Source organism: Sinorhizobium sp. NG07B (genome assembly GCF_002532005.1).
Lineage (GTDB): Bacteria > Pseudomonadota > Alphaproteobacteria > Rhizobiales > Rhizobiaceae > Sinorhizobium > Sinorhizobium fredii_C.
Genome location: NZ_NWTD01000013.1, coordinates 50,110 through 76,769 on the forward strand (window position 1 = coordinate 50,110; position 26,660 = coordinate 76,769).

At 59.6% G+C, this 26,660-nt stretch carries 25 protein-coding genes, 2 pseudogenes and 1 riboswitch; of the genes and pseudogenes, 16 read left to right on the top strand and 11 right to left on the bottom strand.

Translation table 11 applies throughout. The annotated features are described in order from the left end of the window. Window position 1: 1 nt before the first annotated feature. Window positions 2–1,834 carry a phosphomethylpyrimidine synthase ThiC gene (gene thiC, locus CO664_RS26315; RefSeq protein ID WP_097540339.1) on the bottom strand — a complete coding sequence of 611 codons (1,833 nt, stop codon included), beginning with the start codon at window positions 1,832–1,834 and terminating at the stop codon, window positions 2–4. Window positions 1,835–1,931: 97 nt separating this feature from the next. After that, a riboswitch (TPP riboswitch) is annotated at window positions 1,932–2,043 on the bottom strand. A 773-nt stretch (window positions 2,044–2,816) separates the two neighbouring features. Then, entirely contained in the window at window positions 2,817–4,115 is a 1,299-nt protein-coding gene (locus CO664_RS26320; protein WP_234820005.1) for a hypothetical protein, read from the bottom strand. A gap of 74 nt (window positions 4,116–4,189) precedes the next feature. Between CO664_RS26320 and CO664_RS30880 the strand changes: the two genes are divergently transcribed. After that, entirely contained in the window at window positions 4,190–4,684 is a 495-nt protein-coding gene (locus CO664_RS30880; RefSeq protein WP_158254899.1) for a hypothetical protein, read from the top strand. Between the two features lie 53 nt (window positions 4,685–4,737). Here CO664_RS30880 and CO664_RS26330 read toward each other — a convergent pair whose 3' ends face one another. Continuing rightward, the gene (locus CO664_RS26330; RefSeq protein ID WP_097540341.1) at window positions 4,738–5,292 is read right to left on the bottom strand and encodes a hypothetical protein; all 555 of its coding nucleotides are present in this window, start codon (window positions 5,290–5,292) and stop codon (window positions 4,738–4,740) included. A gap of 95 nt (window positions 5,293–5,387) precedes the next feature. Here CO664_RS26330 and CO664_RS26335 point away from each other — a divergent pair, with 95 nt between their 5' ends. The 3 genes from CO664_RS26335 to CO664_RS26345 all read left to right on the top strand — a co-directional run bounded on the left by CO664_RS26335 (window position 5,388) and on the right by CO664_RS26345 (window position 9,742). Next, window positions 5,388–6,020 (top strand): hypothetical protein, encoded by a 633-nt coding sequence (locus CO664_RS26335; protein WP_097540343.1) that lies wholly within the window; start codon window positions 5,388–5,390, stop codon window positions 6,018–6,020. 18 nt (window positions 6,021–6,038) lie between these two features. Next, a complete protein-coding gene (locus tag CO664_RS26340; protein WP_097540345.1) occupies window positions 6,039–9,017 on the top strand; it encodes a TrlF family AAA-like ATPase in 2,979 nt (992 codons plus the stop codon). A 107-nt stretch (window positions 9,018–9,124) separates the two neighbouring features. Beyond that, window positions 9,125–9,742 (top strand): hypothetical protein, encoded by a 618-nt coding sequence (locus CO664_RS26345; protein WP_103451124.1) that lies wholly within the window; start codon window positions 9,125–9,127, stop codon window positions 9,740–9,742. 331 nt (window positions 9,743–10,073) lie between these two features. Here the strand turns inward: CO664_RS26345 and CO664_RS26350 are convergent, their stop codons facing one another. Continuing rightward, window positions 10,074–10,649, bottom strand: coding sequence for a hypothetical protein (locus CO664_RS26350; RefSeq protein WP_097540349.1), 576 nt, complete (start codon window positions 10,647–10,649; stop codon window positions 10,074–10,076). 204 nt (window positions 10,650–10,853) lie between these two features. On the opposite strand from CO664_RS26350, the gene CO664_RS26355 reads away from it, so the two are divergent. Beyond that, window positions 10,854–11,411 carry a hypothetical protein gene (locus tag CO664_RS26355; protein WP_097540351.1) on the top strand — a complete coding sequence of 186 codons (558 nt, stop codon included), beginning with the start codon at window positions 10,854–10,856 and terminating at the stop codon, window positions 11,409–11,411. Window positions 11,412–11,517: 106 nt separating this feature from the next. Here CO664_RS26355 and CO664_RS26360 read toward each other — a convergent pair. After that, a pseudogene (locus CO664_RS26360) lies at window positions 11,518–11,925 on the bottom strand (integrase core domain-containing protein); the annotation flags it as partial. Window positions 11,926–12,183: 258 nt separating this feature from the next. Here CO664_RS26360 and CO664_RS26365 point away from each other — a divergent pair. The 8 genes from CO664_RS26365 (at window position 12,184) to CO664_RS26400 (ending at window position 19,090) form a co-directional block, all read left to right on the top strand. Next, window positions 12,184–12,516, top strand: a complete 333-nt coding sequence (locus tag CO664_RS26365) for a hypothetical protein (protein WP_097540352.1) — start codon at window positions 12,184–12,186, stop codon at window positions 12,514–12,516. A 26-nt stretch (window positions 12,517–12,542) separates the two neighbouring features. Further along, window positions 12,543–13,013, top strand: a complete 471-nt coding sequence (locus CO664_RS26370) for a hypothetical protein (protein WP_097540354.1) — start codon at window positions 12,543–12,545, stop codon at window positions 13,011–13,013. Window positions 13,014–13,359: 346 nt separating this feature from the next. Further along, entirely contained in the window at window positions 13,360–13,617 is a 258-nt protein-coding gene (locus CO664_RS26375; protein ID WP_097540356.1) for a hypothetical protein, read from the top strand. Further along, window positions 13,614–14,351 (top strand): hypothetical protein, encoded by a 738-nt coding sequence (locus CO664_RS26380; protein ID WP_097540358.1) that lies wholly within the window; start codon window positions 13,614–13,616, stop codon window positions 14,349–14,351. The genes CO664_RS26375 and CO664_RS26380 overlap by 4 nt, the downstream gene beginning before the upstream one ends. Window positions 14,352–14,398: 47 nt before the next feature. Next, window positions 14,399–15,067: a hypothetical protein gene (locus tag CO664_RS26385; protein WP_141471790.1), complete on the top strand. Its 669-nt coding sequence runs from the start codon at window positions 14,399–14,401 to the stop codon at window positions 15,065–15,067. A gap of 191 nt (window positions 15,068–15,258) precedes the next feature. Next, window positions 15,259–16,536 (top strand): dsDNA nuclease domain-containing protein, encoded by a 1,278-nt coding sequence (locus tag CO664_RS26390; RefSeq protein WP_158254900.1) that lies wholly within the window; start codon window positions 15,259–15,261, stop codon window positions 16,534–16,536. Next, complete coding sequence (locus tag CO664_RS26395) at window positions 16,533–17,141, top strand: hypothetical protein (RefSeq protein ID WP_097540362.1); 609 nt, start codon at window positions 16,533–16,535, stop codon at window positions 17,139–17,141. Before CO664_RS26390 ends, CO664_RS26395 begins: the two co-directional genes overlap by 4 nt. Further along, window positions 17,138–19,090, top strand: coding sequence for a hypothetical protein (locus tag CO664_RS26400; protein WP_097540364.1), 1,953 nt, complete (start codon window positions 17,138–17,140; stop codon window positions 19,088–19,090). Before CO664_RS26395 ends, CO664_RS26400 begins: the two co-directional genes overlap by 4 nt. A gap of 293 nt (window positions 19,091–19,383) precedes the next feature. Here CO664_RS26400 and CO664_RS26405 read toward each other — a convergent pair whose 3' ends face one another. From CO664_RS26405 to CO664_RS26420, 3 genes are all read right to left on the bottom strand, one after another. Continuing rightward, window positions 19,384–20,292 (bottom strand): hypothetical protein, encoded by a 909-nt coding sequence (locus CO664_RS26405; RefSeq protein WP_176536681.1) that lies wholly within the window; start codon window positions 20,290–20,292, stop codon window positions 19,384–19,386. 104 nt (window positions 20,293–20,396) lie between these two features. After that, window positions 20,397–21,152, bottom strand: coding sequence for a DUF2726 domain-containing protein (locus CO664_RS30885; RefSeq protein WP_176536682.1), 756 nt, complete (start codon window positions 21,150–21,152; stop codon window positions 20,397–20,399). A 1,131-nt stretch (window positions 21,153–22,283) separates the two neighbouring features. Beyond that, window positions 22,284–22,445 (bottom strand): hypothetical protein, encoded by a 162-nt coding sequence (locus tag CO664_RS26420; RefSeq protein ID WP_097540369.1) that lies wholly within the window; start codon window positions 22,443–22,445, stop codon window positions 22,284–22,286. Window positions 22,446–22,643: 198 nt separating this feature from the next. Between CO664_RS26420 and CO664_RS26425 the strand changes: the two genes are divergently transcribed. From CO664_RS26425 to CO664_RS26435, 3 genes and pseudogenes are all read left to right on the top strand, one after another. Next, window positions 22,644–22,976, top strand: coding sequence for a hypothetical protein (locus CO664_RS26425; protein WP_097540371.1), 333 nt, complete (start codon window positions 22,644–22,646; stop codon window positions 22,974–22,976). A 514-nt stretch (window positions 22,977–23,490) separates the two neighbouring features. Further along, window positions 23,491–23,580: pseudogene (locus CO664_RS31380) on the top strand (LysR family transcriptional regulator); the annotation flags it as partial. 98 nt (window positions 23,581–23,678) lie between these two features. Next, window positions 23,679–23,906 carry a hypothetical protein gene (locus CO664_RS26435; protein WP_097540372.1) on the top strand — a complete coding sequence of 76 codons (228 nt, stop codon included), beginning with the start codon at window positions 23,679–23,681 and terminating at the stop codon, window positions 23,904–23,906. A gap of 182 nt (window positions 23,907–24,088) precedes the next feature. Here the strand turns inward: CO664_RS26435 and CO664_RS26440 are convergent, their stop codons facing one another. Genes CO664_RS26440 through CO664_RS26450 form a run of 3 tightly spaced genes read right to left on the bottom strand, consistent with a single transcriptional unit; the run spans window position 24,089 to window position 26,648 of the window. Then, the gene (locus CO664_RS26440) at window positions 24,089–24,862 is read right to left on the bottom strand and encodes an SDR family NAD(P)-dependent oxidoreductase (protein WP_097540373.1); all 774 of its coding nucleotides are present in this window, start codon (window positions 24,860–24,862) and stop codon (window positions 24,089–24,091) included. 14 nt (window positions 24,863–24,876) lie between these two features. Beyond that, window positions 24,877–25,746 (bottom strand): NmrA family NAD(P)-binding protein, encoded by an 870-nt coding sequence (locus CO664_RS26445; RefSeq protein ID WP_337441800.1) that lies wholly within the window; start codon window positions 25,744–25,746, stop codon window positions 24,877–24,879. Between the two features lie 11 nt (window positions 25,747–25,757). Then, window positions 25,758–26,648, bottom strand: coding sequence for an SDR family oxidoreductase (locus CO664_RS26450; protein WP_097540375.1), 891 nt, complete (start codon window positions 26,646–26,648; stop codon window positions 25,758–25,760). Window positions 26,649–26,660 lie beyond the last annotated feature (12 nt).

The window sequence follows — 26,660 nt, forward strand, 5'->3', positions numbered from 1 at the left end:
CTCATTCTCCGGCGGTCGTGGCTGCGCCTTCGCCGACCGGCATGTAGAGGTCGCCGCCCTCGCGATACTTCGCCGCCATGGCCTCGAGCCCCTCCTTCTGCGCCTCGGCGCGGATGTCGTGGGAAATCCGCATCGAGCAGAATTTCGGGCCGCACATGGAGCAGAAATGCGCGACCTTGTGTGCCTCCTTCGGCAAGGTTTCGTCGTGGAAATTGCGGGCGGTTTCCGGATCGAGCGACAGGTTGAACTGATCTTCCCAGCGGAATTCGAAACGGGCTCGCGACAGCGCGTCGTCGCGGATGCGGGCGGCCGGATGGCCCTTGGCAAGGTCGGCGGCGTGCGCGGCGATCTTGTAGGTGATGACGCCGACCTTGACGTCGTTGCGGTCCGGCAGGCCCAAATGCTCCTTCGGCGTGACGTAGCAGAGCATGGCGGTGCCGAACCAGCCAATCATCGCCGCGCCGATGCCTGAGGTGATGTGGTCGTAGCCGGGCGCGATGTCGGTCGTCAGCGGCCCGAGCGTATAGAAGGGGGCCTCGCCGCAGGTTTTGAGCTGCTTGTCCATGTTCTCCTTGATCTTGTGCATCGGCACGTGGCCGGGGCCCTCGATCATCACTTGGCAATCCTTCGCCCAGGCGATCTTCGTCAGCTCACCGAGCGTTTCGAGTTCCGCGAACTGCGCCGCGTCATTGGCGTCGGCGATCGAGCCGGGACGCAGGCCGTCGCCGAGCGAGAAGGAGACGTCATAGGCGCGGCAGATGTCGCAGATTTCCTCGAAATGTTCGTAGAGGAAGCTTTCGCGGTGGTGGTGCAGGCACCACTTGGCCATGATCGAGCCGCCGCGCGAGACGATGCCGGTGACGCGATCGACGGTGAGCGGGATATAGTGGAGCCGCACGCCGGCATGGATGGTGAAATAGTCGACACCCTGCTCGGCCTGCTCGATCAGCGTGTCGCGGAAGACCGCCCAACTGAGATCCTCGGCGATGCCGCCGACCTTCTCCAGCGCCTGATAGAGCGGCACCGTGCCGATCGGTACCGGCGAATTGCGGATGATCCATTCGCGGATGTTGTGGATGTTGCGGCCGGTCGAAAGGTCCATGACCGTATCGGCGCCCCAGCGGGTTGCCCAGACCATCTTCTCGACCTCTTCTGCCATAGACGAGGTGACGGCGGAGTTGCCGATATTGGCGTTGATCTTTACCAGGAAATTGCGGCCGATGATCATCGGTTCCGATTCTGGATGGTTGATGTTGGCGGGGATGATCGCCCGGCCGCTGGCGACCTCCTGGCGGACGAAATCCGGGGTGACAAAATCGGGAACCGCGGCGCCGAAACTCTCGCCGTCGCGGGCGAGCGCCTCCTTGGCGGCCTTGCGGCCGAGGTTTTCGCGTATGGCGATGAACTCCATTTCCGGCGTGATGATGCCGGCGCGCGCATAGGCAAGCTGGGTGATCGCCTGACCGGGCTTGGCCCTCAGCGGCCGGTGGCGGACGGGGAATTCCGGCGTCAGCCGCTCGCCAGATGCAAAGCCGTTGTCCTCCGCCTTGACGGTTCGGCCCTCATAGCTTTCGACATCGCCGCGCGCCAGAATCCAGTCGCGGCGCAGCCGCGGCAGGCCCTCGTCGATATGGATATCGGCGCCCTCGAGGGTATAGGGGCCGGAGGCATCATAGACGGTGACCGGCGGCTCGCCGGAGGTCGGATGCAGCGCGATCTCCCGCATCGGCACGCGGATGCCGGCATGGATCTCGCCCGGCTTGTAGACCTTGCGGGAGGCCGGAAGCGGCCCCTGCGTGACCGAGGGTGCTGCGAGAGGCTTGAAAACATTCATCTTGAGGCTCCAAAGTTTTCGCGTTGGAGACCCAGTTCTGAAGCCGGAAGGATGAAAAGACGCATCGCCGATGGATCGCGGGAATACGGAATCCTGGCATCAAGCGTCTGCACCGTCCCTACGCCAGTATGAACTGGATCAGGTTCAACGGGTCACTGCGCGCTCTAGCAGTATCTCAGCCCCTTGCCGGGACCCCCCTGGTGAATGGACGCCAATAGTCACTGTTATCGCCGCGGCGTCAAGACTGTTTAGAGGAGGTTAGGAACCGAGTGCGACGTGCGGGCATTCCGTCGCACTATCGATATCTGAATACTATCGATAGTGATGGGGAGCCGAATTGGGTGTCCGAATGACGGAAAGATAGGCCAAGTTAGCTTCCGTTTCGTGGGATTCCGACGCTAATTCATATGGTTAATCTTTTGCGAATTCAGTCGAGCGGCGCGAGAGCCGGGGTACGTGGGGCAGATTGGGTGTGGCTTTTACTTACCGATTTCAATTGCAGCGCTAAGCTGAAATTCCGCCACTCGATTTTCACCTTACGGTTTCAGCGCGATGCGGGGGAGGGCGCTTTAAAGCCCGGGTCCTATAGGAAATTGCACCGGAAGCGGCGGCCGACCCCGTGGCTTTGGGCCGCGCTGGCACGCCCGGGTTCCAGAACGAACGCTCCTGGACGGCCGCTGGTTGCAAACTGCCTAGGTTGCCGTTGATGTTCGATGTTGCAATGGCCTAGCAAAAAGGGACGCGCTGAAATCGTTAGCGGAAAATCGTCCGGCGTTTAACGTCTAAACCCAACGGACATAAGAAAATTTTCGGTTTGAAACGGTAAAGCAAAACCCACAGCAGCGAAGATCGTCGACGGCTCGAAATTTGGACCTCCTTCGAGCGAAAGGGTACAGCTCGAAATTGCCGCTGGCTGACGGGCTTGATCAGCAGAGACTCGTTTTCCATGACCATCGCCGATCTGTCCGTTCTGCCAAAGTGCCTACAGATACTGCACGCCCTGATCGAGGAGATCGCCCAGTGCGTCCGTGCGCGGCCGGGCTCCCCTCAAGGCGACATCGACCAGCCCGCTCGCAACGCCGCGTGCCAAGCCTCGCGCCATGACACGTTGCGCGGTCGATACTTTTTGGAGACCGGCACGTCCGTGGACGAAGGCGCTGCGCAGCTCGAAAAGGTCCTTATACGCCTGCACACTTGCGCGGTCGTTCAAAATAGCGGCGACCCGTGCCGCGATACGCTCGGTTGCGGATGAGACCTTTTTGTGAGGATCAGGCTTGGGACGAAGCCACTTCTTGTGGTCCATCTCCAGGCCGACGGCAGCCTCGATTGCCGTCATGTGCGCCATGACCTCGTCCATGCCGTCCGCGAGGAAGCCGCGAACGAGAAAGTGGGCGATTGGTGTCTCAAAAAGAGCGGACGACCGCGCAGATTCGAGCTGCCTCCATGCGCTGTCCGTAAAGAGGGCCAGCCCCGACTGGGCCTCGTCCTCAAGTCGCAACGCGGTCGGCCGTTCGAGTTCGACGTCCTCGCCCCAATTGTCCTGGACGATCCAAGGCTCGAGGGTCAGGCTATCGGCGCTCGGTGGCGGTGACGGCCTGATGAAAAGGTCGTCGTCCACTGTATGGATCCAGGGCACGCGAAAGCCCCTCCAGTCGACTTCCTGCATCGTCGACCACCGTTCCCACGGCGCGAGCAGCAGGAAGAAGAGCGCGGCTTCGACTGCCGGCGGGAAGCGGCCAAGATGCGGATCAATCTCGCCGAAGTCCCGGTCGAAGTTGATGTACATGAAGGGCGAGCTGCGGGCCTCTGGTCGAGCATCGATTTCGATCTCTTCTTCGACAACCAGCCAGTGAAATTGCGCCAGGCGCCGTGCTTCAAAGGGCTGGTTGTGAAAGTTCCGGGCAAGCCGTGGCGCGTCGAACAGATTCGTCAGCTCGTCGGTGCTGAATTGCGCGACGCGCGCGCTACCGAAATTCATCGCCGGGAGATCGTCAGCCAGATCGAGTGGGCACATATGCCGTCGCAAGGTCGTCTTGCGCCTGTAGGTCTCATCGATCGCGTGCGCTGCGGTCACAGGGTCCAGGCTTAGGCCGGCCCTGTCTGCCGGGAGATGACACGGCAGCCCGAGCGAGCGCAGCGCGGTGCTGAGGGCGAATGTGGGCTTCCCGCCACCATAGTCGGCTTGGCACACCTCACTCAGCGCGACAAAGGCAGGAGCGGCCAGCAGGTTGTCCGGGCCCGGTCGCGGAACGCGCCAAAGGGCTTCGACCGCTGCGATCATCGACGGACTTGCTGCCATCAGCTTCGTCCCGCCGACGTGGTCAGCACGCGCAAATTCTCTGCCTCGGCGATATAGTGCCGGTACGCGAAATTGATGAGGTCTCGTACGAGCTCGAGGAGACCGCCAGTTGGCAGGACTTCGAAAGGTTCGCCATGTGCGAGCGTGTTTCGACGCTCGGCGAGGGTTGGACGGATTTCGCCCGTCAACTGACCTACGACAGTTCCGCCGCAGCGCGCCACCAAAGGGATCTGGGCGTCCGTCAGACCACCAGAGGCGACCCTATGTTTGAGGAGCGTCGCGAAGGTTCGTTTCCCCTTCGAGATGTACCCACCGTATCGATCCATCAGTGCCAACTCCAAGGCGATCAAGGCGGCGAGTTCGCCCGCTTTCACCACACTGAAATCCGCCTAGCCCAACAGGTAGAGCGTTTGCGCACGTTGGAATTTCGCGCGAACGATATCCGGAATCCGCGGGTCGATGCCGAGCCCATCGCCGAAGTGCCGCCAATCAGCGGCCTTCTCGAACTGGAGAAAACCTCCCGGATTGCCCGGCGTCGGCCAGGCGACTAGCAGCGGCTGGTTACGATCGGTTAGCTCGATGTGCGATGGATCGGTCATCGAAATCAGGCGCGGCGGAGCATTCGTTCGATGCGGAGTCGCTGGAAGCCATGAGCATGCACATGCGTGCGAAGCTTGCGGATATCGCGTACGCCAAAGGCCACGGCCGCCTTCAACGGGCTGGCAAAGGTAGCGTAGTAGGACCAGCGCGCGTCGGACGGGAGCGGCGCATTCTGACGACGATCGGTGATGACGACATCACGCGGATCGCTGCTGTTGCGGAAAGCGTAGAAAGTGATCCAGTCGGGGCGACGATAGCGCGCGGCCTTGCTGAACGGCACGGACTGCACCTTTACGTCGGTCTGATCTAGCACCCAGTCGCGCTGCTCCAGGATTTGGCGAACCATGTGGCCGACCATCTGCTTGACGCGATCGGCGAGAATATCCTCGCGGAACTCCTCAAGGAGCTGCTCCTCGATGCCTTCCACCGCGGGCTTGCTCAACTGCGAGGCTGTCTCCAGCCGTGCGACGTTCTCGGGCTGCGTGAGGAACGCCCAGATGCGTTGTCCCAGCTCGGTCTCATAGAGCGACGCGAATTTATCGGGATTGTAGGCATACATGACAGGGTCTCCTTTACCGGTCAAATATGACCGGTTCTATTGACCTGTCAATGGGTGTCGGATAGTTTCGCGGGTGATGCGATAGGAGGTGGGCTGTGGACTTTGAGGATCTGGTGACGGTGCTTGCACCGCCTCCGAATCGCGTCGGCAAAGCCGATGGCGACCATGAGCAGCATCTGTATGAGGGCGCAGTGATGATTGCGTACGCGATGCATCTCCTTCGCACGGAGGGCGCGCAGCATGTGCGCATTCACCCAGACGGCGAGCACGGCAAGCAGTTCGACTTCGCTGGTTGGCTGGAGCGCCGGCAGTTTCGGAAGGTCTCCACAATCGGCACCACGGCCTATGGCGGCACGTATGAGAATTCCGCCGGACAGACGATCACCGTGAATCCAAGATCGGGGCTCGGTGATGTCGTCACCGAGGTCAGAAACCTCATCATCTCTGCTGAATGCAAAGGCGGCATCATCAACACGAAGCATCCCGGCCAGGTTTCGCGGCTCTACAAGGGTCTCTGTGAGACGGTTGGCATGCTCATGGCAACGCCGACGCAGGGGCGGCAAGTCGCGGTGGTGCCGTTGACGGCCAGCACGTTGCGTCTTGCAGAGCGCCTTGCGCCGCGGTGCGCTTTGGCTGGGATCGAAATTGCTCTGGTCGGAAGTCGCGGCGAGGTCATGGACGTGAAGTCGCCGCGAGGAGCGGAGCACGCTACAAGTGTGTTGAAGTAAGAAGGAAAGTTGGGGGGCATGCTAAGTCGGGGATCTGAGTGGCGGCGATGGGAACCGCATATCCATGCGCCTGGAACGGCAATGAACAATCAGTTCAGCGGGCCAACGGCATGGGAGGACTACTTAACCGCACTCGAGCAGGCGACACCTGTGATCGAGGCGATCGCGGTTACCGACTACTATGTGACTGACACCTATGAGGAGGTGCTGCGTCACCGGGCAAACGGCCGTCTGGCGCGCGCTAAGCTCGTCTTCCCCAATGTCGAACTTAGACTGGATGTGGCGACGGCCAAGGGTGGATTCGTCAATCTGCATCTCTTCGTGAGCCCTGAAGACCCAAACCATATCGAGGAGCTGCGGCGGCTGCTTTCGCGGTTGCAGTTCAACGTCATGCAAGATCGTTTCGACTGCACCAGGGACGACCTCATTCGCCTCGGTAAAAAAGCCGACCCGACCATCACAGATGATCGTGCGGCACTGTCCTACGGGGCCAACCAGTTCAAGGTGAATTTCCAGAAGCTGCGCGAAGTGTTTTCCGAGAGCGGCTGGGCGAAGAAAAACATCCTGTTCGCCGTTGCGGGCGGGGCAAATGACGGAACCTCGGGCGTACGCGAGGCCGCCGATCAGACCCTGCGGCGCGAGATCGAGGGATGTGCGGATGTGATTTTCGCGAGCAGCGAAGCGCAGCGTGAATTCTGGCTCGGTAAGCGAGATCTGGGGCCGGCGGAGATTCGTGCCCGATACGGCGGATTGAAGCCCTGCTTGCACGGCAGCGACGCCCACAAACTGGAGGACGTCGCCACCCCGTTTGGCGATCGCTTCTCTTGGATCAAGGGTGCGCTTGAGTTCGACGCGCTGCGCCAGGCCTGCATTGACCCGGGCGGTCGGGCGCACGTTGGCGCCGAACCGCCCGCATCGGCCACGCCTTCGCAGGTCATCGCGCAGATTGAAATCCTCAACGCGCCGTGGGTGACCACGCCGATCATCCCACTGAACCCAGGTTTGGTGGCGATCATTGGCGCCCGTGGGTCAGGCAAGACCGCGTTGGCCGACATGATCGCCGCGGGGTGCGACTCGATCTCCGCCGAATCCTGGAATGCCGACGAATGGGCCAATCCTTCGTTTCTTGTCCGTGCCAGGCCGCTGATCGGCGACGGCAGGGTCAAGGTGAGCTGGGCGGCGGGCGAGCCGAGCGAAAGATCGCTCGACGGCGCGGACGCAAATGGCCCGTTTGCCTATGAGCGCGTGCGCTACCTGTCGCAGCAGTTTGTCGAGGAGCTCTGCTCATCAAGCGGCCTGACCGATGGTCTGCTTCGCGAGATCGAGCGCGTGATTTTCGATGCCCATCCTGACGAGGAGCGTGACGGCGCGCTCAATTTCGAGGAGTTGCTGGAGCAACGAGCAACCCGGCATCGTCTCGCGTGTGAGCGAGAGGCGGAGGCGGTTTCGCAAATCTCCGATCGGATCAGCGCCGAACTTGAGAAGGAGAAGCTCGTTACGAGCTACGAGGGTCAGGTGGCGCAAAAGAAGAAGTTGATCGACGCCTACACGGCCGACCGCGCCAAGTTGGTTTCGGCTGGGAGCGAACAACGCGCGCAGCGGCACACGGAGCTGGCGGGGGCGGCGAACCAGGTTCGAGCGAACCTGCGCCGTTTCACGGGCCAGCGTCAGACATTCCTGGCGATGCAGGATGAAGTGAAGGATCTGCGGCGAAACCAAGCTCCTGAAACGCTTCGCCAAGCCCAAGCCCGACATCCTAACAGCGGGATGTCCGACGAACAGTGGGCGGCATTCCTGCTGGACTACAAGGGGAAGGTGGACGACGACCTTGCCGGCTATGTGAAATGGGTGGACGGCAAGATCGCCGAGCTGAAGGGCACCGCAGCCCCCGCCAGTGACCCCAGCAAACCTCTCTTTCCGGACGAGACCGATCTGACCACTCTGTCGCAGGCGGTCCTCGACGCAGAAATGAGCCGGCTGGAGAAGTTGGTCAGCGCTGATAAGGAAACCCAGAAGCGATACACCGCCTTGTCCGGCAGCATCGCGACCGAGACTGCGGCGCTACAGACCCTGAGTGACAAGCTGAAGGACGCGCAGGGCGCCAAAGAAAGGGCGCGTGATCTGCAAACCGAGCGCGAGCAAGCTTACGGTAGGGCGTTCGATGCGCTGGTCGCCGAGCAATCGGTTCTTGAGGAGCTATATGCGCCGCTGATGGCGAGGCTCGCCGCCTCATCCGGCACGCTTAAAAAGCTCTCATTCTCGGTCGCCCGGATAGCAAATGTCGAACAGTGGGCGACGGAAGCCGAGGACGGGCTCATTGATCTGCGAAAGGCGGGGTCGTTCCGGGGGAAGGGCACCCTGCTTCAAAAGGCTAACGAGGTGCTGAAAGGTGCATGGGAATCCGGAGATTCCATCGCCGTCCGTGCGGCGATGGCGGAGTTCCGCCGGCTCTACCAAAAAGATTTGCTTGACCACTCGCCGGTCGCTCACACCGAACAGGTCGAGTTTCGGGCATGGTCGAAGCGCTTCGCACAATGGCTCTTCAGCACCGATCATATCTCGATCCGGTACGGTATCGACTATGATGGGGTCGATATCCGGAAGCTATCGCCCGGCACGCGCGGAATCGTTCTGTTGTTGCTCTACCTTGCTCTCGACGACAGCGACGATCGCCCGCTGGTGATCGATCAGCCAGAAGAAAATCTCGACCCGAAGTCGGTGTTTGACGAGTTGGTCCATCTGTTTGTCGGGGCCAAGTCGCATCGCCAGGTGATCATGGTGACGCACAACGCGAATTTGGTGATCAACACCGACGCAGACCAGATCATCATCGCGGAGTCGGGAACGCATCCACACGGTGCCCTGCCGCCAATCACTTACACGTCCGGTGGTCTGGAAAGCGCCTCTATCAGGAAAGCGGTATGCGACATCCTCGAAGGCGGGGAAGGCGCGTTCCAGGAGCGTGCCCGACGACTGCGCGTGAGGTTGGAGCGCTAGTTCTAAACGCTTGAGGGCGCGCATGCCATTGCAATTCATTTAATGACGAACAATATTCAATCCTAGCTCGCAATGAAGCGGTGCATATTTTGTTTCAGGACCACGTGATGAAGAATTGGACCGCCATTTTGCCAAGCCGCGAAATTAAAGCAGATACGCAGTCGCTGGGCGCCTTCGCATCTGCTTACATTGCGGATCAGGAACTTCGATCGCGCATCGCGGAAAAGCTTTGGTTTGATATCTTGGTCCACTATCTGGAGTTCGGGATCGATCCGATGGAGATCGTTGACACAATTAAGAACCTAGAAGCAGGCGAACCGCACAACGGCGTAAAGCCAGCGACAGAATTTACGAGGCAGCCCCTCAAGGGACTTTGGCATAAGCATTATTTCACGGCGAGATTTCTGCCGGCCAACATTTCGTTGGCCTTGGGGAAAAACGGGCTAAAGGATACGGTTGAGGCGATCTTGGATCCTGTAAAGTACCCGGTGATCACACCGGAAGCCATTGAGGAACTAGCTCATGCCGTTGTCAGTTTGCCCGTTGAAAAGCGGGACGCAGACGGCAAGATAACCGGCGAATGGGTCATCTTTGCCAAACATGAAGGTAGGAACTATTACCTTTCCATGGCAATCCATACGACGCCGGACCAAGTCATATATGACAATGTCATGGAACATAGCACGCGGACGTTTCCCGAGCTGAAAAGCTGGCTGCCCGCGTAAATCAATATGCGCTCGACCTCATCGAGGCTCACATCGTCAAGACGGGCCCTTTCCTGGAGGAAAAGCAACAACGATCGGATGCTTGAGAAAATGCTGATTCAGAGCGTCGTTGATCGACTTTTCTTTCGCCTTCTTGGCGATTGCGGACACGGCGCTGCCGTCCTTCCAATCGATCGGGGTTTTTTCCGCTTGTGTTTTTCCTGCTCCAGCTTCGCCAGGGCGTCCGGTTCGAACGTGCGTGGTCCATAGCTTAAAGCTGATGGCCGCCCCACGGAAAAGTGCCCTCTTTCGCGATATGACCACGGAAAGGAGACCGGTAACTTCTCTGGGGTCAGGCGGCACGCAGCAGAGGCGGTTTCGGCTTGAAAATTGGCGGCACGTTCGGATCTGGCAGTCGGAAAGGTATCCGCAGCCGGTTGCGAAGTTCGCCATTGATGTCCGCCGTCCGGACCTGCATCAGCATATGCGCACCGTGAAGCGACCAGCGCATTTTCTGCTTTTTCACCATCCGCTTGCCGACGGGCGAGTTCACCGCTGACTCGGCAAGCGTCGTCGCGACCCGAAAGCCGGCTCGATAGCGCTTCGCGTAGTCGATGATCGCGCTGCGGTTCGATCGGACATAGGTCAGGAGCTGCGTGCCAAGGCTGTGAAGGCGTGCGATCGAGAAGTCGGTTTTTCCCTCCAACTGCTTCAGTCTGGAGAGAAGTGTCTCCAGGTCGTGGATCGTGCGGTCGACCCGGCCGTGCCATAGGCGCCATTTCAGGGCTCTAATGTCCCTGTCGATGGAGGGCAAAATCTCCGCGAGATCGGATCGAGACCGAGCGGCGTAGTCGGCGATCTGCTGCATGGGCTGGATCTTTATGGCGATGTGGAACCAGTCGATGATGTGGGCCGTCGGTTGCGGCATGGCGCGGGGAAAGAAGGAGGCATGAATTCTGGGTTCCGCTACAGGTACGTACCCTCGGAAATTGTTGAGGCGGCGTACGGATTATGCCCCGGAACAGCTATCATTGAGCGCCCGTGACTTATCTCATCGATAATCGGCATCCATCACTTGACAATCGCGGGGCCTCAATCTCAGGCTCCGCATTGCAATTCATGGGGAAGTCCAATGTTTCGAGCTGCTGTCTTCGCCGCCTGTCTGTGGTCATTGTTGCCGTCGTTTTCAGCCTATGCTGAGGTCTTGATCGACGTTGAAGCTGAAAACGTCAGAGCAGCGGTCGGAGAGACTACGCTCGATGACCTGTCGATCAACGACAGCGTGCACATCTATAAGAACTACTGCATCAAAGATCAGCGGCTATACATCCCCGGATGGGCCAACCCGGCAAACCTGGCAGCGTCCAAATACTCCTCAGAAGGGGTGCTGCTGAAAGCCGTCGTGCTGCCAGGTAAGAAACTCAAGATGACCTATGTCGATGCAGCTCATGCGCAAGCGGTAGCCAAAGGAAATACCTCGGCACCGGCGGTTCTTTCGACCGACGATTACAACAAGCATGTTCGTGAGGATATCAATCGTATCTTTGATGGCGGCCTGTTTGGGACCGTCACATGCGAAGAAGAACAACGTCAAAACCCGCTGCGGCAAATGAACCTGTTCGAGGTCGAATCCATCAACGGGTTCAACTCGCTCTCCGAGTTGCTGAAGTCAGTTTCGAAGGCCAACTGAGCGGGGACCGGTCAGCCTTTCACGATCTTCCGGACTGCCCGCAACTTTGCCCTGCAATCGGCACCGGCCACGGCAACCTGCAGTTGCCACCTAAGATCGGACATGCTCAGGCTTGAGATTGCGAGCTGATGAACTCGCGCGGAGATTGATATCCTAAAGCACTGTGCGGGTGACGATTGTTGTAATGTTCGAACCAGAACGGCAGTTGCGCCATGACGGTTTCGGCATCCGAGGTTGGGTTCACCGCGACGTAATCGCGCTTGAAGGTTTTGACGAAGGCCTCGGCCATGCCGTTCGATTGCGGGCTGTGCACCGGCGTCGTGCACGGTTCCATGCCGATGTCGCGCAGCAAGGACGCGGTGTCCCTGGGGATGAAGCAGGAGCCGTTGTCGGTGAGCTATTCGACGGGCTCGGACAGCATGTTAATGCGGCCGAAGCGGTTCTCCACGGCGGTGATCACGAGGTCCTGCACGTCCTGGCTCTTGATGCCCTCGGTGGTGGCGAGGGCGACTGATCGCGGCACGCTGCACGATCCTCGATATCCGTACAAAGCGACCGTTGAACCGACGAAAAATGGTCACATGATCAGGGTCGTGGACACACGCAAGAGGTGGTGGGGAAGGGAGGTTGCGTGGTATGAGCACCTGCTGTCCGAGCATTCACCTATTGCGGACACCGGTCCCGTGCCCGTCGCAACCATGATTTTGGAGATGGTGATTGAGCGGAGGCTGCCTCTAGGATAGCGTCGATTCTACAATCTGGAGGGGCAGCGATGGGTGATCGACAGACTACGTTCGTGATGTTGGTTTGGCTGGTCGCAACGCTGCTTTTCTTCGGTCTCATCGGCTTCAGACTTTGGGATCAGGGGCTCGATTGGCTGCGGCAGTCAACGGAACCGCTCGTTGCTGTCGGGATCATCGCGCTGTCTTGCTACCTGGCCCTTATGTTCAGCCAGTCGAACAGTGAAGCAAAAAAAGAGCGCGACAGGAGAGCCCGTGACCACACAGAGATGATGCGTGAAATCCGCGCTCTCGATTCATATCTCACCGCTCAGATGCGAGGGGTTGCGAGTGCGGTCGACGATCTGGATCGGAACCGAGGTTAAGCTGGCCTGAAAGCTGGAGGGGAATCGTGAGGCGTCTGATTTGTTTACTGATATCGCTTCTTGCAACACCGTCTTTCGCGGTAGAAGAGGGTTCAAAGCTTGCGCGAACCGCCTGGGCCGCTTGGAAGTGTCAGGTCTATGCGACATATGAAGGGGACGAAATCAAAGCAAATCGGCTCTTTGAGCTAGGGCTGAAAGCCGCCCGAGCGCTTGTCGAAAAACATCAGGCTGGGCAGGTTAAAAGCGACGATATCATCCTGAACTCACATGCGACTTTGTGGTTTACAATGGATGGGACAACTCCAAATCCAAATCCGTCTCCAGAATTCGCGGTCGGGCGCATTTATCAAACGGTTGCCGACACAGTCTTCGACGAAATTGTCACGCACGATGACGCCGGAAGGCCCTTACCGGCAGAGAAGTATAGGCTGGGCGCTGCGATGAAGGACGTTGCGGTGACGAAATTCCGCAACGCCAATTGCGATTTGATCAATTAGGTCAGGCCGCAGTCGCCAGCTCCAGCGACACCCGAGGACCGGCGGCTTCATAGCGACCGTCAGGATGCATCAGGCAAACGACAATATGGCCATTGGGATACTGAATCGCATGGCCGTGAGCCTTCGTCGTGCAGTCCAGGTCCCATCTCTCTTTAAGATCGGAACACGTCCCCACCGAAACAACGCCGCCATCGATGGATGGCGTATGCGGATGACCACCGACAATCGGATATCGGAGAGCTTTGAACTGGGAAGTTGTGATTTTCGATGAAATTTATTTTGCAAGAAACGGTGAGGTTTTCCGGTAAAGTTGCGTTCGCTAATGGGGATTCGAGGGCATTCGGGGATGTGGAAGACAAGAATTCGGAACGCGCTGCCGGTTGCGGCGTTCGCTTTTTCATGGTGGGTCACCGATAGCGCGTTAAACCGGCTGCAGGAGCGGTACAACCTGGCCTGCGCCGCCCTTGAAGAACACCGCATCTTGTATTCATGCGCGAACAGCTACGACTACGAGCTGCTCGTCTACACCTGCATCGCGGCGTCGCTGCTGGTGGGCTACATCGTCTGGTGGGTAAGGTGCCGTCCACACCAGGAGCGTGCATGAATCTCCTCTCGATAAGCATTGGTGGCGGGTCGCCCACTCCTGCGGCAACGTTCGTATGGAGCGTAGGCACCGCCGTTGCAGCTGGTGTGATCCTTTTCCTGCTCAATTGGGGCCGGGAACTGCTGACGGCGCACTGGAAGCGAAAGAGCGAAGCAGGTGTGCTGGCGTTTACGTTAGCATCCCAGCTTGACCAGTTTATCAGCGATTGCTCGGACGTGGTCGCTCGCGGCTATGATTTTGACGAGGAGACTGGCCGACCTGTGGACATGGCCAAAGCTCCGATAATCACGTTCTCGAACGACCTTCCTTGGTGGGTATTCCCAAAGGAACTGCAACATCAGATCAGGTCTCTGCCGAATATGGTTGATGTGGCTAATCGAGCGCTCGATGAGACATGGCGACAGGAGCACGGCGAGCTTTTAGATGTCCTGGAAGAACGAGAAGAGCGCTACGCGGAGATTGGCCTGGTTGCGCTTGCCGTGAACGACCACCTGTCAGTGATGTATGGTGTGCCGAAACTGGATAGGAAGGATTGGAGACCCGAAATAGTTTTCCAGGACAGCCTCGACCGTTTCGAAGACTGGCGTGAAAGGCAACAAGCGAAAGTCAAAGTCACGGTGGAGATGTTGGCGCGTCGCTCACTTTCCCTGGAGGAGCTTTTGCAAAGAACGAGGGCACTCGACCGGGATTTGACAGCGGCGATTGAGCATCATAAGCGAGCATCTTCAAAGTGATTAATTGGCTCAAAGACCTGGCGTCGGACGAATTCGGACGGACGCTTATGACAGTGACCGGCGCTCTGATCGGTGTTGGTCTCGGCGCTTTCCTGGGTACGTTCAAAGATGTTTTCATCGAGAGTGGGAAGCGGAAGCGGTTGGCTTGGCTAACGGCCGTCAGGCTCACGGTCATTCTGGACAAATACGTCGACGACTGCACTTCGAACGTTAGAGACGATGGGTATTACGATCCGCAGGGAGAACGCTTCCCTCGGGTGTCCGAGCCCGACCTCGAATATCCCGAGGACCTGGGGTGGACTTCGCTACATAGGCAACTGATGTACGCCGCCTTCAGGTTAAAAGTTGAACATGACAGCACTGAGAAAGCTCTTGAATTCATTGGGTCCGAGATCGCCTTTCCGCCCGATTACGATGAATATTGGGACGAGAAGAAGGTTCTGTTCTCAAACCAGGGTCTGGCCGCATTGGAGCTGATCCGATCACTCAAGGATCATTATGGCGTCCCAACAGCTGACAGGCGTGGGTATGAAACGCGAGACACGTTCAACAGGATGATCGCCGAACGACAGAAAGAGGACGCCGACAAAGAAGCACGACGTCGGGAGCTTGAGAGAAAAAGGATCGAGGCCGGAGAACCGGCAGATATCTTCCCGATCGAATCCCATTCGGTGGCGAATGAAAAGGCTCCGGAGTTGGAGCCCCAGAGCGTTTAGCGCCAAGCGAGGAGACCAACCTACGCCCGAAGATTGCACCGCAGATTTTCGTCGGCTGCAATCAAATTTCCGGCCGATACGCCGAGATAGTGCACCAACCCACGTGTGTACCGTTGTCGGGAAGGTGGAGTCCGAGTAGAATCGTCCTCGGGGGGAACCGGCTATGATTCAGAACAAACGGATCGCTGCGTTTGCGTAGCGGAGATATTCAATTACAGGAACGCAAGGTTCCTCCTCGGCTTAAAGAGACTGCTAGCGGGGATCCTGGCGACGAGACCGAACGCAATTTCCGTTACCAACATCAGTATGGCGTGGTGCTACTGGCCGCCGTGCGGCGCGGCACGCTGAACTACGTCGCCCTCTACTGTGAACACCATGAAGACTTCCTCGCGGAGCGGCCTGATGGCCTCTTCGACGGCTATCAGATCAAGACATCTAGACCTGAGAACGGGGCTTGGACGCTCACGTCCGCTGCGCTCACCAAGTCGATCGGTCGCTTCGTAGATCTCATGACGGCATTTCCCGACCAAGTCGGGAGGTTCGTGTTCGTGTCCAACTCCGACGTGGATTCGGTCACGCCAGCCAGTACCGACGACAAACGTCGCGGCCGCTGCCCCGGTCTTATGCTGGACCACGTAAAATCCTGCAGCGACGCCGACGCGATGCAGCCGCCGTTTCGAAACACGTTCGACGCCCTGGCGGCGGAACTTGGTGCTGATAAAGCGCAGCTCTTCGAAGTGTTGCGGAGGCTCGAAACCGTCAAAGGCCCCTCGCGCGAAGACTTCGACGCGGCCCTAGCTCAAGAACATATCGGCGGCTTGCCCGAATGTGCGCACCTCGCGCCAGGCCCCCTCCGCGAACTCTGCAACGACCTCGTCGCCAGGTTCCACCGCGCCGCATCGCTATTTGTGGTCGACCCGGATCGTCACCTAGCGAAATTTCCCTCCGGAACGACTGACGATCCAGTGATTGCGGCCAAGCGCATTGTGATTGCTGATGTGGCCCTGGTCCCAATGTCGAAGGCCAGCGATACGTTCCGCTACCAAGGCCCGCCCACCATCAGCCTCGGTCAACCTCGGCCCAAGCGCATCTTGGAGCAGAAGCTGGAGCGCGGCGGCGTGGGTGCCTTGGTCGACTACATGAAGGCGCGCGAGCAGGCGGCTGAGTACCATTTTCTGGAGGAGCAGGCGAAGGACCCCGTAGCGGCGGCTCGCCAGCTCCGACAAGTCGAGGAGGCGGTCCACGGCGAATGCCTGGAATCCTACATGGCCCGTCATACCCCCGGAGAGCGGTTCGGGCAGGCTATGTTCAACGACGTGTCGACCCGTTTACGGAGCTTGGAAACCCAGCGGAAGGATTTGCTTGGAGGAGTGCCCTATGAATTGCTGATGGGTACCGCGGCTCTGCTGACCAACGATTGCCGTGTGTGGTGGAGCGACCGCTTTCAAATCGATGGGGGCGAAGGATGAGCCTCTCCGTCCTGAAGGCCGCGGCCGACGCTGAAAACTCCGACGGCCTACACCTAACCCGCCTGCTGGTGCTGCTACGAAGCGCCGACAAGCGCGGTAAGAGCGCCCCGAAGCCAATAGAAGGCATAACAAAGCTTGCGAAGCTGGACTTCCTGCTGCGCTATCCGGTCTATCTGGAACGGGCGTTGGCCGCGCTCGATAAGTCGCCGGCGGACGCAGCGGTGCTGCCGCGGGAGCGCACGACCGTCGAAACCAAGATGATCCGGTTCCGCTACGGCCCATGGGACGGCCGCTATCGGCGCTGGCTCAGCCTCCTGTCCTCGCGCGGCCTGATCACCCTGTCTCTCAGCGGCCGCAAAATCGAAATCGGCTTGACTGATCGCGGCCGCACCTTGGCCGACGAGCTAGCCACCCGTCCGGCCTTCAAGGACTTCGCGACACGGGGCGCCGTTGTGATGAAAGCGGTCGGCGCCATGTCGGCTACGAAACTCAAGGACTTTGTCTACGAAATCGTCCCCGAGATCACGGGCATGAAATGGGGCGCTGAGATCGGCGCCAGCAACCCCGAGGCGGAAACCTTCGCCACCAGCGGAGAGCGCCAATGAAATTCAGACTGCTGTCCCTAAATCTGTCGCTGCGTCGTGCCGACGAGCAGATTGAGTTCTCAAAGCTCAGCTACTTCTGGGGTCAGATGGGCGCGGGAAAGTCGAGCATTGCCCGGCTGGTTGACTACTGTCTTGGCGGCACGATCCAGCTGTCGCCAGCGCTGCAGGCGGAATTCGTCTCGGCGACCCTGACTGTTGAGCTTGAGCGGGCTACGGTCAGCATCGAGCGGGCCCGAGACGCCGCCGACGTCTTTACCTCGTGGGAAGACGATCAGGGTCCCTATTCCGTCGTTATCCCCGCCCGCGTAGCTGCTGGCGAGGTCATCCCGGAGACGGGCGTCGAAACGTTGTCTGACCTGATCTTCTGGCTGTCAGAGATCAACCCGCCACGGGTTCGCAAGAGCAAGGCCAAGGCGGACAGCAAGATCGTGCGCTTATCACTGCGCGACCTGCTTTGGTACTGCTACCTCGATCAGGACCACATCGACAGTTCATTCTTCTACCTCGAAGAATCGGCTGAGTTCTACATGCGGCTCAAGAGTCGCGACGTGATCCGCTATGTCATCGGCTACCACGACGAGCGGGTCGCCGATCTGGAAGCGGAGCTCGACCAGCTTCGGGCGAACAGAACCGCGCGCGTTGCGTCGATCGACAGCCTGTCCAAGGCGTTGGCGGAGGTCGGCATCGAATCAGAGGCGCAAGTGGCAGAGCGCGAGTCGGGACTTCGCGCCTCGATCGTCAAGGTGAACGCGGAACTGGAGGTGCTGCGCAAGGGGCGCCGCGAGGAGCAGACCACCCATGCCATCGACGAACTGGCAAAGATGGCCCGGAGCCTGGGGGCTGATATCGCCAAGCTCGACCTCGACACGGAGGAACTCCGCGCCATGCGGGACCGGCACGTGCGGCATCGAAACGAAATCGACATGTTGCGCCTGAAATTCAGGCGTTCCGCGGAGGCCCGCGAAATCCTCGGGGACGTGGCCTTCAACGCCTGCCCGCGATGCACCCAAGCCCTGCCGGTCCGGCCGGCGCAATGCTGCGAGGTGTGCGGCCAAGAAGATCTGGTCGACTTAGCGGATCCGGCCGAGGTCGCTGCGCTTGAGGCCGACATCGCCAGCCGACAGGCCGAGCTGAAGGAAGCCATCGCCGCGATCGACAGCAATCTGGCCAAAATGAGGGCGCGGCGGTCTGGCTTGCTGCAGACCAAGGGCAAGGCCGAAGCCGACATCAATCGCGCCATCGCTGAGCAGGACTCTGCCTTCCTGTCGATGAGCCTGCTGAAGGAGCGGAAGCGCGCGGCGCTGGAGGCCGAGTTGGCGAGCATCGCCTGGCTACTGCGCCTACCCCTCTTGTTGCAGCAGCAGCGCGAGGCTCTCGCTCAGATCGTCGCGTTGGAACAGGCGAAGCGTGAGGCGCTTAAAGAGGCGCGCACCAAAGCGGAGGCGGACCGAACAAGTCTCGATCGTTTCGCCGGCTATTTCCTGGACTGCCTGGTCCTGTCCGGAGTCCCGGGCATCCAGCGTAACGATCATGTGGAGTTGAACCCGCCCGACTTCTACCCGGCGATCCTCAGTGCCGACCCCAGCGACCACACCCGCTCGACCTTCACCTCGCTTAGCAGCGGAGGCAAGAAGACCCTCTTTAAATGCTGCTTTGCGATCGCCCTGCACCGCATCGCAGCACAGCTTCACGCGCCACTGCCCGAGCTTCTAATTATCGACTCCCCGATGAAGAACATCAGCGAGCGGGAGAACAAGGCGCAGTTCGAAGGGTTCTACCGCATGCTGTACCGGCTGAACGCTGGAGAACTTCGGCAGACCCAGTTTGTCTTGATCGACAAGGAGTTCTTCGCGCCTCCCGACGACCTCGCGGCTGGCGTCGCGAACCGGCACATGCAGCCGGATAGTGACGAGCACCAACCCCTGATCCGCTACTACCGAGGCAAATAGCACAGGAGCTGGGCTTTTGTTCGATTAGTCGTTATCGGATCGGAGAGCGCCCGCGACATGGTCTGATCAAGGGCGCACAGTCTTCCCAAAGGAGGGCTTGACGCTGTGTGTGCGAGGCAAGGTCCACACCCTCCTAAGTTAGTGGAATCGTCGGGGCTCCGCTCGAATATGTCTGGGGTCTACGATGTGATGTTCACCTTTTGGGCCACGAAGATCGCATAATGTATCGACCGGAACCGGATGCGGTGCATGTAGCAGGGCCATTGGGGAGTGAAGCAATCCGCTGTGTTCTGCTAGCCGGTGGCGACGGCGGTTTCTGAGTGCGGAGATGAGACCGACGTGATTTTTTGGCCGACCCACGCAGAAAGGTCAGCCCAAAGCTGCTGATCCAGGCCCACTTGGCGAGCAATGTCGATGATCTCCTGATAGGAGATCGGCGTGATTGCGGCCTGGCCGCCCAACCTGGCATCGAACAGGCCCAGTTTCGCCTTCCGAGCCGTCGGAAAACTTGGATGGTCGGCAAAGGCGGCAACCGCGGCGGTATGGAGGTTGCGGTGCTTGCCAATTGCTGCCGCCAAAACCGCGTTGCGCATCCATTGATAGGCGTCGCCGGCGAAAGGGCAGGGCGCATGCTCAACGGCCGGGTCTATGGCGAAAACCTGAGGGATGTAATCCCAGTAACGAATTCCTTTGCCTGTGAGGGTGCAGCGCGAGCGGACGCCGTTGGCCGGATTGACCTGGTCGGCGTAACTGCCATTGCACTGGCGCTTTCCGGTGCGCGACAGGGCGGTTTGGCTGCATTTTCCTCCCGCCTCAGTAAACTTGCATTCGATGACCAGCACCGCATCTGAACCAACCGCAAGGGCGTCGACTTGGGTTGACCGGGGCTCTCCCAAGAGCCGTTCGGTATCTATCCACTCAAGCGTTAAGGACCAGGGACCGCCGGGTGTCACGCCGACATGCCGAGCAATGGCGTCGAGGACCCGGTCGCGATCGATGCTCATCTTGAGCGTGCCGAACACATCAATGGCGATGGCTTGCGAAGAATGCGCCTTGTGCGCTTGAATTCGGTTATTGCGGTCACGATGCCAGGGAAATGCAAGCCAGTTGCTGATCGCGGCGTGACTGGCCGGAAACAGGTTTTGGCGAACTGCCGCGAAATCTACGGTGATATCTGAAGCAGCCCGCCATTCAGGCATCATTCTACTCCCCATGTGAACCAGCCCGTCGGGTAGGGCAGGCGGTCGTGCCTGCTTCGGAGCGGACAGATCGGCTTGCGCAGGATTCAGTCGACGGGGGCAAGGCGCTAATTGACTTTCGGCTTGTCCACCAGCTTCTCAACCAACCGCCTAAGCTCTGGCGGAGTTGTTTGGCCAGCAACGACCTCATAGTAGCCGATCCCTGCGCGCCGGAGTGCCTCTTTCTTGACAGCATCGCGCGCGGCCGCGGCGCCTTGGTGATGCGCCCCGCCTTGATATTCGATCGCATACCGGGGCTGGCAGTCACCGTCCACCAGGAGAAGGTCGACCCGCTTCGAGTTAATGCAACGATAGGCCTCTGCATCCTTGCTGCGGAGGATCTCGCCCAACGAAACCTGGGCCATTACCTGCCAGGCAGGATTGCAGCCGATCACGATGCGGTCGAGTTCCTTGAATAACCTCGCTTCGCTCTTGTTGAGGAGCGGCTGAATTGTGAAATTCGAGCTCATGACGATCCGCAACTGGTCGGCAGCGTCGCGTTGTTTCGATGTCTCCAGAGCAGTGTTGGAAGGCCAAGGCCCAGAGACAATGCTCGCTCCAGCACTTTTCTTCTCCCAGCGTGAGCGGTTCCTCGCCCGCCATGCGTCCCTTCGCATCCTGGACAGGAATTGCTCAACGGTTATGCCAGCGAAGGTGCCGACAAACAGAATGGCGATCAGAAGGTGGGGCTTCTCGGTCAGTTCCTGAAGGTCGGCAAGGAGGTCGCCTACGGTCATGCCGTCGGGGCCGGCAGCACCCACCGCGAGCGCTCCAATAATCAGTCCCGGTGCCGTGAAAAGCACCGACCTTTGGCGATACTGCATGCCTCCATCTCCGCATTTCTCGCGAAGATCGTAACCGCGCGACTGCACCACCAAAAGCTACACAAAATAGTTAATCCGGCGCGCTCGGTGGCTACGAGCAACGGAATTTTCAAAGCGGCGACTAGAAATCTGAGGCGGCTTTGGTGTGATACCGGTCCGGTATCGTTCACCGATCGCCGTCACCCGCAGTCCGTCCCGGCCAGAACAAATCCTCAGCAGCCACTTTTCGAACGCCTGCCCACTCCCGCAGTTGCTGGTCCTGCCGGAGGCTCAGACGCCTCCATTCAAGGGCGGCAAAAATATCTTCCGTGAAGTCCCCCGTGCTTATCGGTTTCACAGGCTCGGGGAGCGGGAGGATGATGCGACGGTGTTTGAACTGGAATAGCTCTGCTAGTGCTACGCCCATCAGCGGTTCATGCTGCGGCGAAGAAGAGACCGGCAGCAGGAGCGATCGGCAGCATGATGAGGGGCACTTACCATGCCGCTATTTGTAAAAGACGCTACCTTTGACCCAGCCCAATGTTCCGTCCTCCGCCCGCTCCCAAGCTATTTTGGCATCCATTGGATATAGGCAAGGTTCCTGGCGAAACTGAGCTAGCCGAACTTTCGGAGCACTCTCACCACAAGGCGAGGAGATCCGGAATCCCTCTCCCTGCAGGTATCGTTCCAAAGCGCCCGCATCGCTCCCCAGTGGGAACCGCTCTCGGATTCGCTTTGTAAGCTTCGGCGAAATGGCTTCGTTGTCACTGCGATAGTGGCGAGAGAACCGGTCATCTCGACGGGGGCACCCGTTGGTCCACCAGCCTCCCGAGGCCGGTAAATCATGGAGCAGCGGCGGCATCGGAGGATAGCACTCCAAGTCCGAACATCCCGAAAGGATGGCGCAAAGGCCCACCAGCAGTGCGCCCGTATGGAAATGGGTACGCATCGTCAGAGGCAGATGTCGCACAAGGGAATTTCGGGGTCCGTGGCCTCCCATGAACTCATCGGATTGCCACAGTGGAGGCATCTTGTGTCTGCCCTCGGCAGCCAGGAACGACGCCAAGCTGCGTCTCGGGCGTGTCGCAGTTTAATGGCATCGTCACGGCGCTTCATCTCGGCTGCTCGCTCTTCGTCAGTGAAACCGCTCACCTACGCACTCCCCTCGCTGCCCTCGTCCAATTCATGGACCGGCAGAAAAGCGTATCCCTCCAGCCACTCGCGCATGATTAGGCGGATAAGCTCGTCTCGCGTCATCTGCAGTTCCTCGCAGGCTGCCGCGAGCGCCAACTCAACGTCATCGTCGAAGGTCATTGTATCCTACGCACTACAACCAGAAGCTAGAAGGGTCTCACAGCAATGGTTGCAGTCAAGGATTAGGACCACTGCCCAAATGGAGTATTTGATTTCATCGCACTATCCGCCCTCCTTCTGGATGAAGGTCGCCGGCGGTCGTTGATCCGCTACCACGTGGAGAAATACGAATGTGGGCGCGAGAGGTGGTAGCGTGCCATGCTGACAAAAAAGCAAATGCTCTGGGCGGCGCCTATCCTGATTTTGACCTTCGCGGCACTTTGGTTGTCAGGTGCTGTGGCCCAAGAGATGATCCCCGGCAAAAACGTCGCGATTACAGCACTCCTCGCAACGGCATTTATTGCAAATGTCTTCGCCTTGATCTTCATCTTCTTTTCGATCTTCCTATCCTTCGGGTCCGCGCTGTTGTTCAACGCCTCAGGTCCGGAGTATTGGGAGAAGACCGGCAACCCATTTTATTATCTGCTGTGGAAGGAGCTCCAAGAGGCCACGACGGCCGGTCGTCCTGATAGTACAGATCGGCGTGAGTGAGGGGGCGCCGCCCAATTCGGGCGGCGATGGGAATAATGTCGCGAGCATTGAAGGCGAATGAGTGAACCAGGAAAGCACGGTACGGTAGCCCTTGGGTAATCTGGTGCCAGAAGTCTCTGCGGCGTCCCAAATGAACTCAGGAGGCACCTAGCACCTGGGATACGCGTGGTGATCAGTGGCCACGGTACCAGTTCGGGTGCATACGCCGCCACCGTGCGTCGAAGTGACTAAAAACCGCCCTCTGCGATTATGCGCGTACTTAGCTTTCTCGCCCTTCGTTCCCGGCGCATGATAGCCCGAGGGAGCGGCTTCTGACTTCAACAGCAGTGGCGATTTCTAAGGCTTCAGTAGCCAACTTCTTTCGCTTGCTCGCGTGCTGTAGCGGTTTTGATCCCCGGAAGTTCTCGTTATGTGCTTCGAAGATCGCATAATGTATCGTCTGCAACTGCAGTCGGACGAAGCTAGCTGTCCGGGGAAGCCAGCGTTTTAGGAAACTTCAAGCTGGCGTGCGGGGGGCGACGATCTCAAGATCGGGCTTGTTGTTGCCTGGAACAAGGAGGATCCGACCTCCATCAGAGACGACATCATCGACATTGCCCGGTCGTCGCCGTCGCGGAGAGACATGGAGCCGACGTGCCGGTTGCGGTTGTTATCCGGAACCATCGCGCCCGCCAGCTCTTGTTGTACGAAAGGAGAGCGCCGATGACCACTGATATCCGAAACGCCACGTTCTACGTATTGGAACAGGACGATCCCTCCACCCCCACCGACGCAATCCCCGTCAGTTTCGAAGAAGCCTTTGAGGAGGCTGAAAAGCTCACCGCCAGCGGTCGCGCTGTTCACGTTTTCTACACCGAGGAGGCAACTCAGATGCAGTTGACCCGCTTTGCCGAAGCTGGCATCCGAACAAGCCTTGCTCCGCAAGGGTAGGGAACTGCCGAGGGCCAGCGCTATCTTGCTAGCCCACCTTCCGGGACTTCATCGCCTGGCGGCGAGCTCTCCGCGAGACAAAGAATCCGCTATCTCGGCGCGGATGGCAGCCACGCTGGGCTGATTGCAGTTCCTCTGCAGCCAGCCTGGGAGCGCGGTTCGAATCGCGTGCCTCACTTAGTTCAAAGCGGCAACGCGATCCCGGAATGCCGCTGGCAGATATCGAGGAGTCGATCCTGCAGTGCAGTGTCCGAGGCTTCTGGATTGGATGCGCGAGGACGCATGTGATAGAAATATTGGCCACTAACCCGCGTCGAAGGATCGTCGCTCACCGCCAGCCAAGCCTGGGTTCGAGGTGCCTGGTCCATGTCATCGGGCGCACCTGGCCCGCCCATCCGGGTCGGCACCCATCCCGGTTCCAGCGCATTCGACAGAACGTTTGGCCACAGGCGCGCGACGGCAAAGGCGAGCAGAACATCTAGGAGCTTGCTCTCGGCGTAGGCGGTCGAGCCGTCCCAGCGGCGCTGCGTCCATAGCGCATCGTCCAGATTGGCGTGCGCATGCTGGTGCATGCCCGAGCTCAGATAGACGAGCCGAGCCGGAGGCTCCATTAGGCAGGTTAGGACGTAGGGTGCCATCACATTGATCGCGAACACATGGGGAAGACCGTCTTCGGTCTCGATCCGACGTGGCTCGCGATAGCCGACACCTACATTGTGAATGACCCCGTCAAACCGACCGAGATCGTTTAGGCTGTCGGCGAGAGCGCGCGTGCCGGCGATGGTCATGACATCGCCCTCCACAACCGCCTCTGCCGGCGGAAGCGCTCTGCGGGCATCTTCCGCGCGCTGCGCATTTCGGGCATGAAGGACGACTTGGTGCCCCTGCTCGGTGAGCAGCTGGCCGTCCATGAGGCCGAGACCTTCCGACGAGCCGCTGATGAATATCCTTGCCATTTTACTTCTCCTTGTCAGGGGCGAGCAACAAGAGCGCCGACCACATCATCGAGCGAGGTCGAGCCAGTCCGTTGTTCGGCGCCATCGCCTTGAAAGACGATCCAGTCTTGGTTGAAACCATCGAGCATCGCGATTCGACCTTCGGGGTGCTTCATCCCCTGGCTGCGGAAGCGGACCTCCCAACTATCGCGCGGAACGATGCTGGCCTCGATGGTCCTGCCCAACGCCCGGCCGAAAGCATCGGCAATGTCGCGTCCGCTCACCTTCGCGGGACCGCGCAGCTCGACGATGCGAAGCCCATCCCAGGTCTCGCCGAGCAGTTCGACCGTCACTCGACCGATGTCGTCGACCGCGACCATGTCGATGGAATGGTCGAGCGGCTGGAGATAGCTTTCAATGCGACCCTGCCGCGCCGCCGGGACGTCCCATGCCGCATTCTCCAGGAACCATGCCGGGCGCAGCAATGCCGTGGGGACGGCGCATTCGCGTAAGGCCCGCTCGATGATCCTGCCGTTATTGAGCAGGTTGAATCGCTCAACTTGCGCGCCGACGGTAGACAGGAAGACAGCGCGATCAGGGCGGCTCTGTCCCAGCGCCTCCACGAAGGCGGCAGCCACCCGGCGCGTGTCGGGAAAGTTCGGCTCGGGGTCATAGTTAGGCGGGTTCATCAGGAAAACGCCTCGCGTGCCGTTGATAGCTTCAGCAAGCGCCGACGCATCGGAAGCGTCGGGAACGATCGCGATTTCGCAGCCCCGCTCGCGCCAGCGCTCACCACGCTCGCCGTTGCGCACGATCGCCCGAACCGGCTGGCCGGTGGCGAGCAAATGCTCCGCGACCGCACCGCCGACCTGTCCAGTTATCCCAGTGACAGCAAACATTTCCATTACTCCATTCTTCAGTTCGCTGGGCGCAGAAGATCGGACAAGCCGACCCGATGCAGCATCTCGGCGCGGATCCGGTCGATCACCGCGAAGCTCACTTCAGCTCCGTCTTGGGTGGGATCGTAAGTCAGCCGGAACGGGCGCTTGCCGAACGGCGTGTCGACGATCTCGACGATCGCATCGGCGACGCCCTGCACATCGGCATCGTCGGGCACGATGTTGGCGAATGCGGTCTGCACCCGCTCGCCAAAACCCCTGTACGGACCATTCTCCTCATACTCGGCAAGCCGCGCTGCGTCGGCCGGATGACCGGCGTTGGCGAAATGGTTGGTGCCCTTGGTGAAGGCTCCCGGCACGATGATCGAGGTCTCGATGCCGAAGCGCGCCAGCTCACGCGCATATTGAACCGCGAGCGCATCCATCCCCGCCTTGGCCGCAAAATACGGCGAGAGGTAAGGCGGCGTGCCACCCGCGACGCTGGAGCTCGACACCCACACGAGAAGGCCGCTCCTGCTTTTGCGCATGTGCGGAAGCACGGCGCGGTTGACGCGCTGGGTGCCCAGCACATTGACGTCATACTGTTGGGCGAACTGTTCGGCCGTGAAAGCCTCGGCCGGTCCGTACATCATATGCCCGGCGTTATGGACGAGGACGTCGACGCGGCCGGCTTCGGCGATGACCTTCTCGACAGCCGCATTCGCCGAAGCCTCGGACTGGACATCGAGCTCGATCGGGCGGATATCCGCGCCTTCGATCGCCGCCATATCGGCTGCACTCTTCGCGTTCTTGCCAGCCACGTCGCGCATGGAGGCGTAGACGGTGTGCCCGGCACGAGCGAGGGACTCCGCCGTCAGACGGCCGAAGCCGCTCGATGCGCCGGTGATGAGAATGATCTTCTTGTCCATGACAAATTCCTT

Coding starts and splice junctions, on each gene's coding strand:
- CO664_RS26450 (WP_097540375.1), bottom strand. CDS start 26,648: ATGGACAAGAAGATCATTCTCATCACCGGCGCATCGAGCGGCTTCGGC.
- CO664_RS26340 (WP_097540345.1), top strand. CDS start 6,039: ATGCTAAGTCGGGGATCTGAGTGGCGGCGATGGGAACCGCATATCCAT.
- CO664_RS26345 (WP_103451124.1), top strand. CDS start 9,125: ATGAAGAATTGGACCGCCATTTTGCCAAGCCGCGAAATTAAAGCAGAT.
- CO664_RS26320 (WP_234820005.1), bottom strand. CDS start 4,115: ATGATCGCAGCGGTCGAAGCCCTTTGGCGCGTTCCGCGACCGGGCCCG.
- CO664_RS26405 (WP_176536681.1), bottom strand. CDS start 20,292: ATGATGCCTGAATGGCGGGCTGCTTCAGATATCACCGTAGATTTCGCG.
- CO664_RS26330 (WP_097540341.1), bottom strand. CDS start 5,292: ATGTATGCCTACAATCCCGATAAATTCGCGTCGCTCTATGAGACCGAG.
- CO664_RS26365 (WP_097540352.1), top strand. CDS start 12,184: ATGGGTGATCGACAGACTACGTTCGTGATGTTGGTTTGGCTGGTCGCA.
- CO664_RS26425 (WP_097540371.1), top strand. CDS start 22,644: ATGCTGACAAAAAAGCAAATGCTCTGGGCGGCGCCTATCCTGATTTTG.
- CO664_RS30885 (WP_176536682.1), bottom strand. CDS start 21,152: ATGCAGTATCGCCAAAGGTCGGTGCTTTTCACGGCACCGGGACTGATT.
- CO664_RS26380 (WP_097540358.1), top strand. CDS start 13,614: ATGAATCTCCTCTCGATAAGCATTGGTGGCGGGTCGCCCACTCCTGCG.
- CO664_RS26400 (WP_097540364.1), top strand. CDS start 17,138: ATGAAATTCAGACTGCTGTCCCTAAATCTGTCGCTGCGTCGTGCCGAC.
- CO664_RS26445 (WP_337441800.1), bottom strand. CDS start 25,746: ATGGAAATGTTTGCTGTCACTGGGATAACTGGACAGGTCGGCGGTGCG.
- CO664_RS26350 (WP_097540349.1), bottom strand. CDS start 10,649: ATGCCGCAACCGACGGCCCACATCATCGACTGGTTCCACATCGCCATA.
- CO664_RS26385 (WP_141471790.1), top strand. CDS start 14,399: ATGACAGTGACCGGCGCTCTGATCGGTGTTGGTCTCGGCGCTTTCCTG.
- thiC (WP_097540339.1), bottom strand. CDS start 1,834: ATGAATGTTTTCAAGCCTCTCGCAGCACCCTCGGTCACGCAGGGGCCG.
- CO664_RS26435 (WP_097540372.1), top strand. CDS start 23,679: ATGACCACTGATATCCGAAACGCCACGTTCTACGTATTGGAACAGGAC.
- CO664_RS26440 (WP_097540373.1), bottom strand. CDS start 24,862: ATGGCAAGGATATTCATCAGCGGCTCGTCGGAAGGTCTCGGCCTCATG.
- CO664_RS26375 (WP_097540356.1), top strand. CDS start 13,360: ATGTGGAAGACAAGAATTCGGAACGCGCTGCCGGTTGCGGCGTTCGCT.
- CO664_RS26420 (WP_097540369.1), bottom strand. CDS start 22,445: ATGACCTTCGACGATGACGTTGAGTTGGCGCTCGCGGCAGCCTGCGAG.
- CO664_RS26355 (WP_097540351.1), top strand. CDS start 10,854: ATGTTTCGAGCTGCTGTCTTCGCCGCCTGTCTGTGGTCATTGTTGCCG.
- CO664_RS26395 (WP_097540362.1), top strand. CDS start 16,533: ATGAGCCTCTCCGTCCTGAAGGCCGCGGCCGACGCTGAAAACTCCGAC.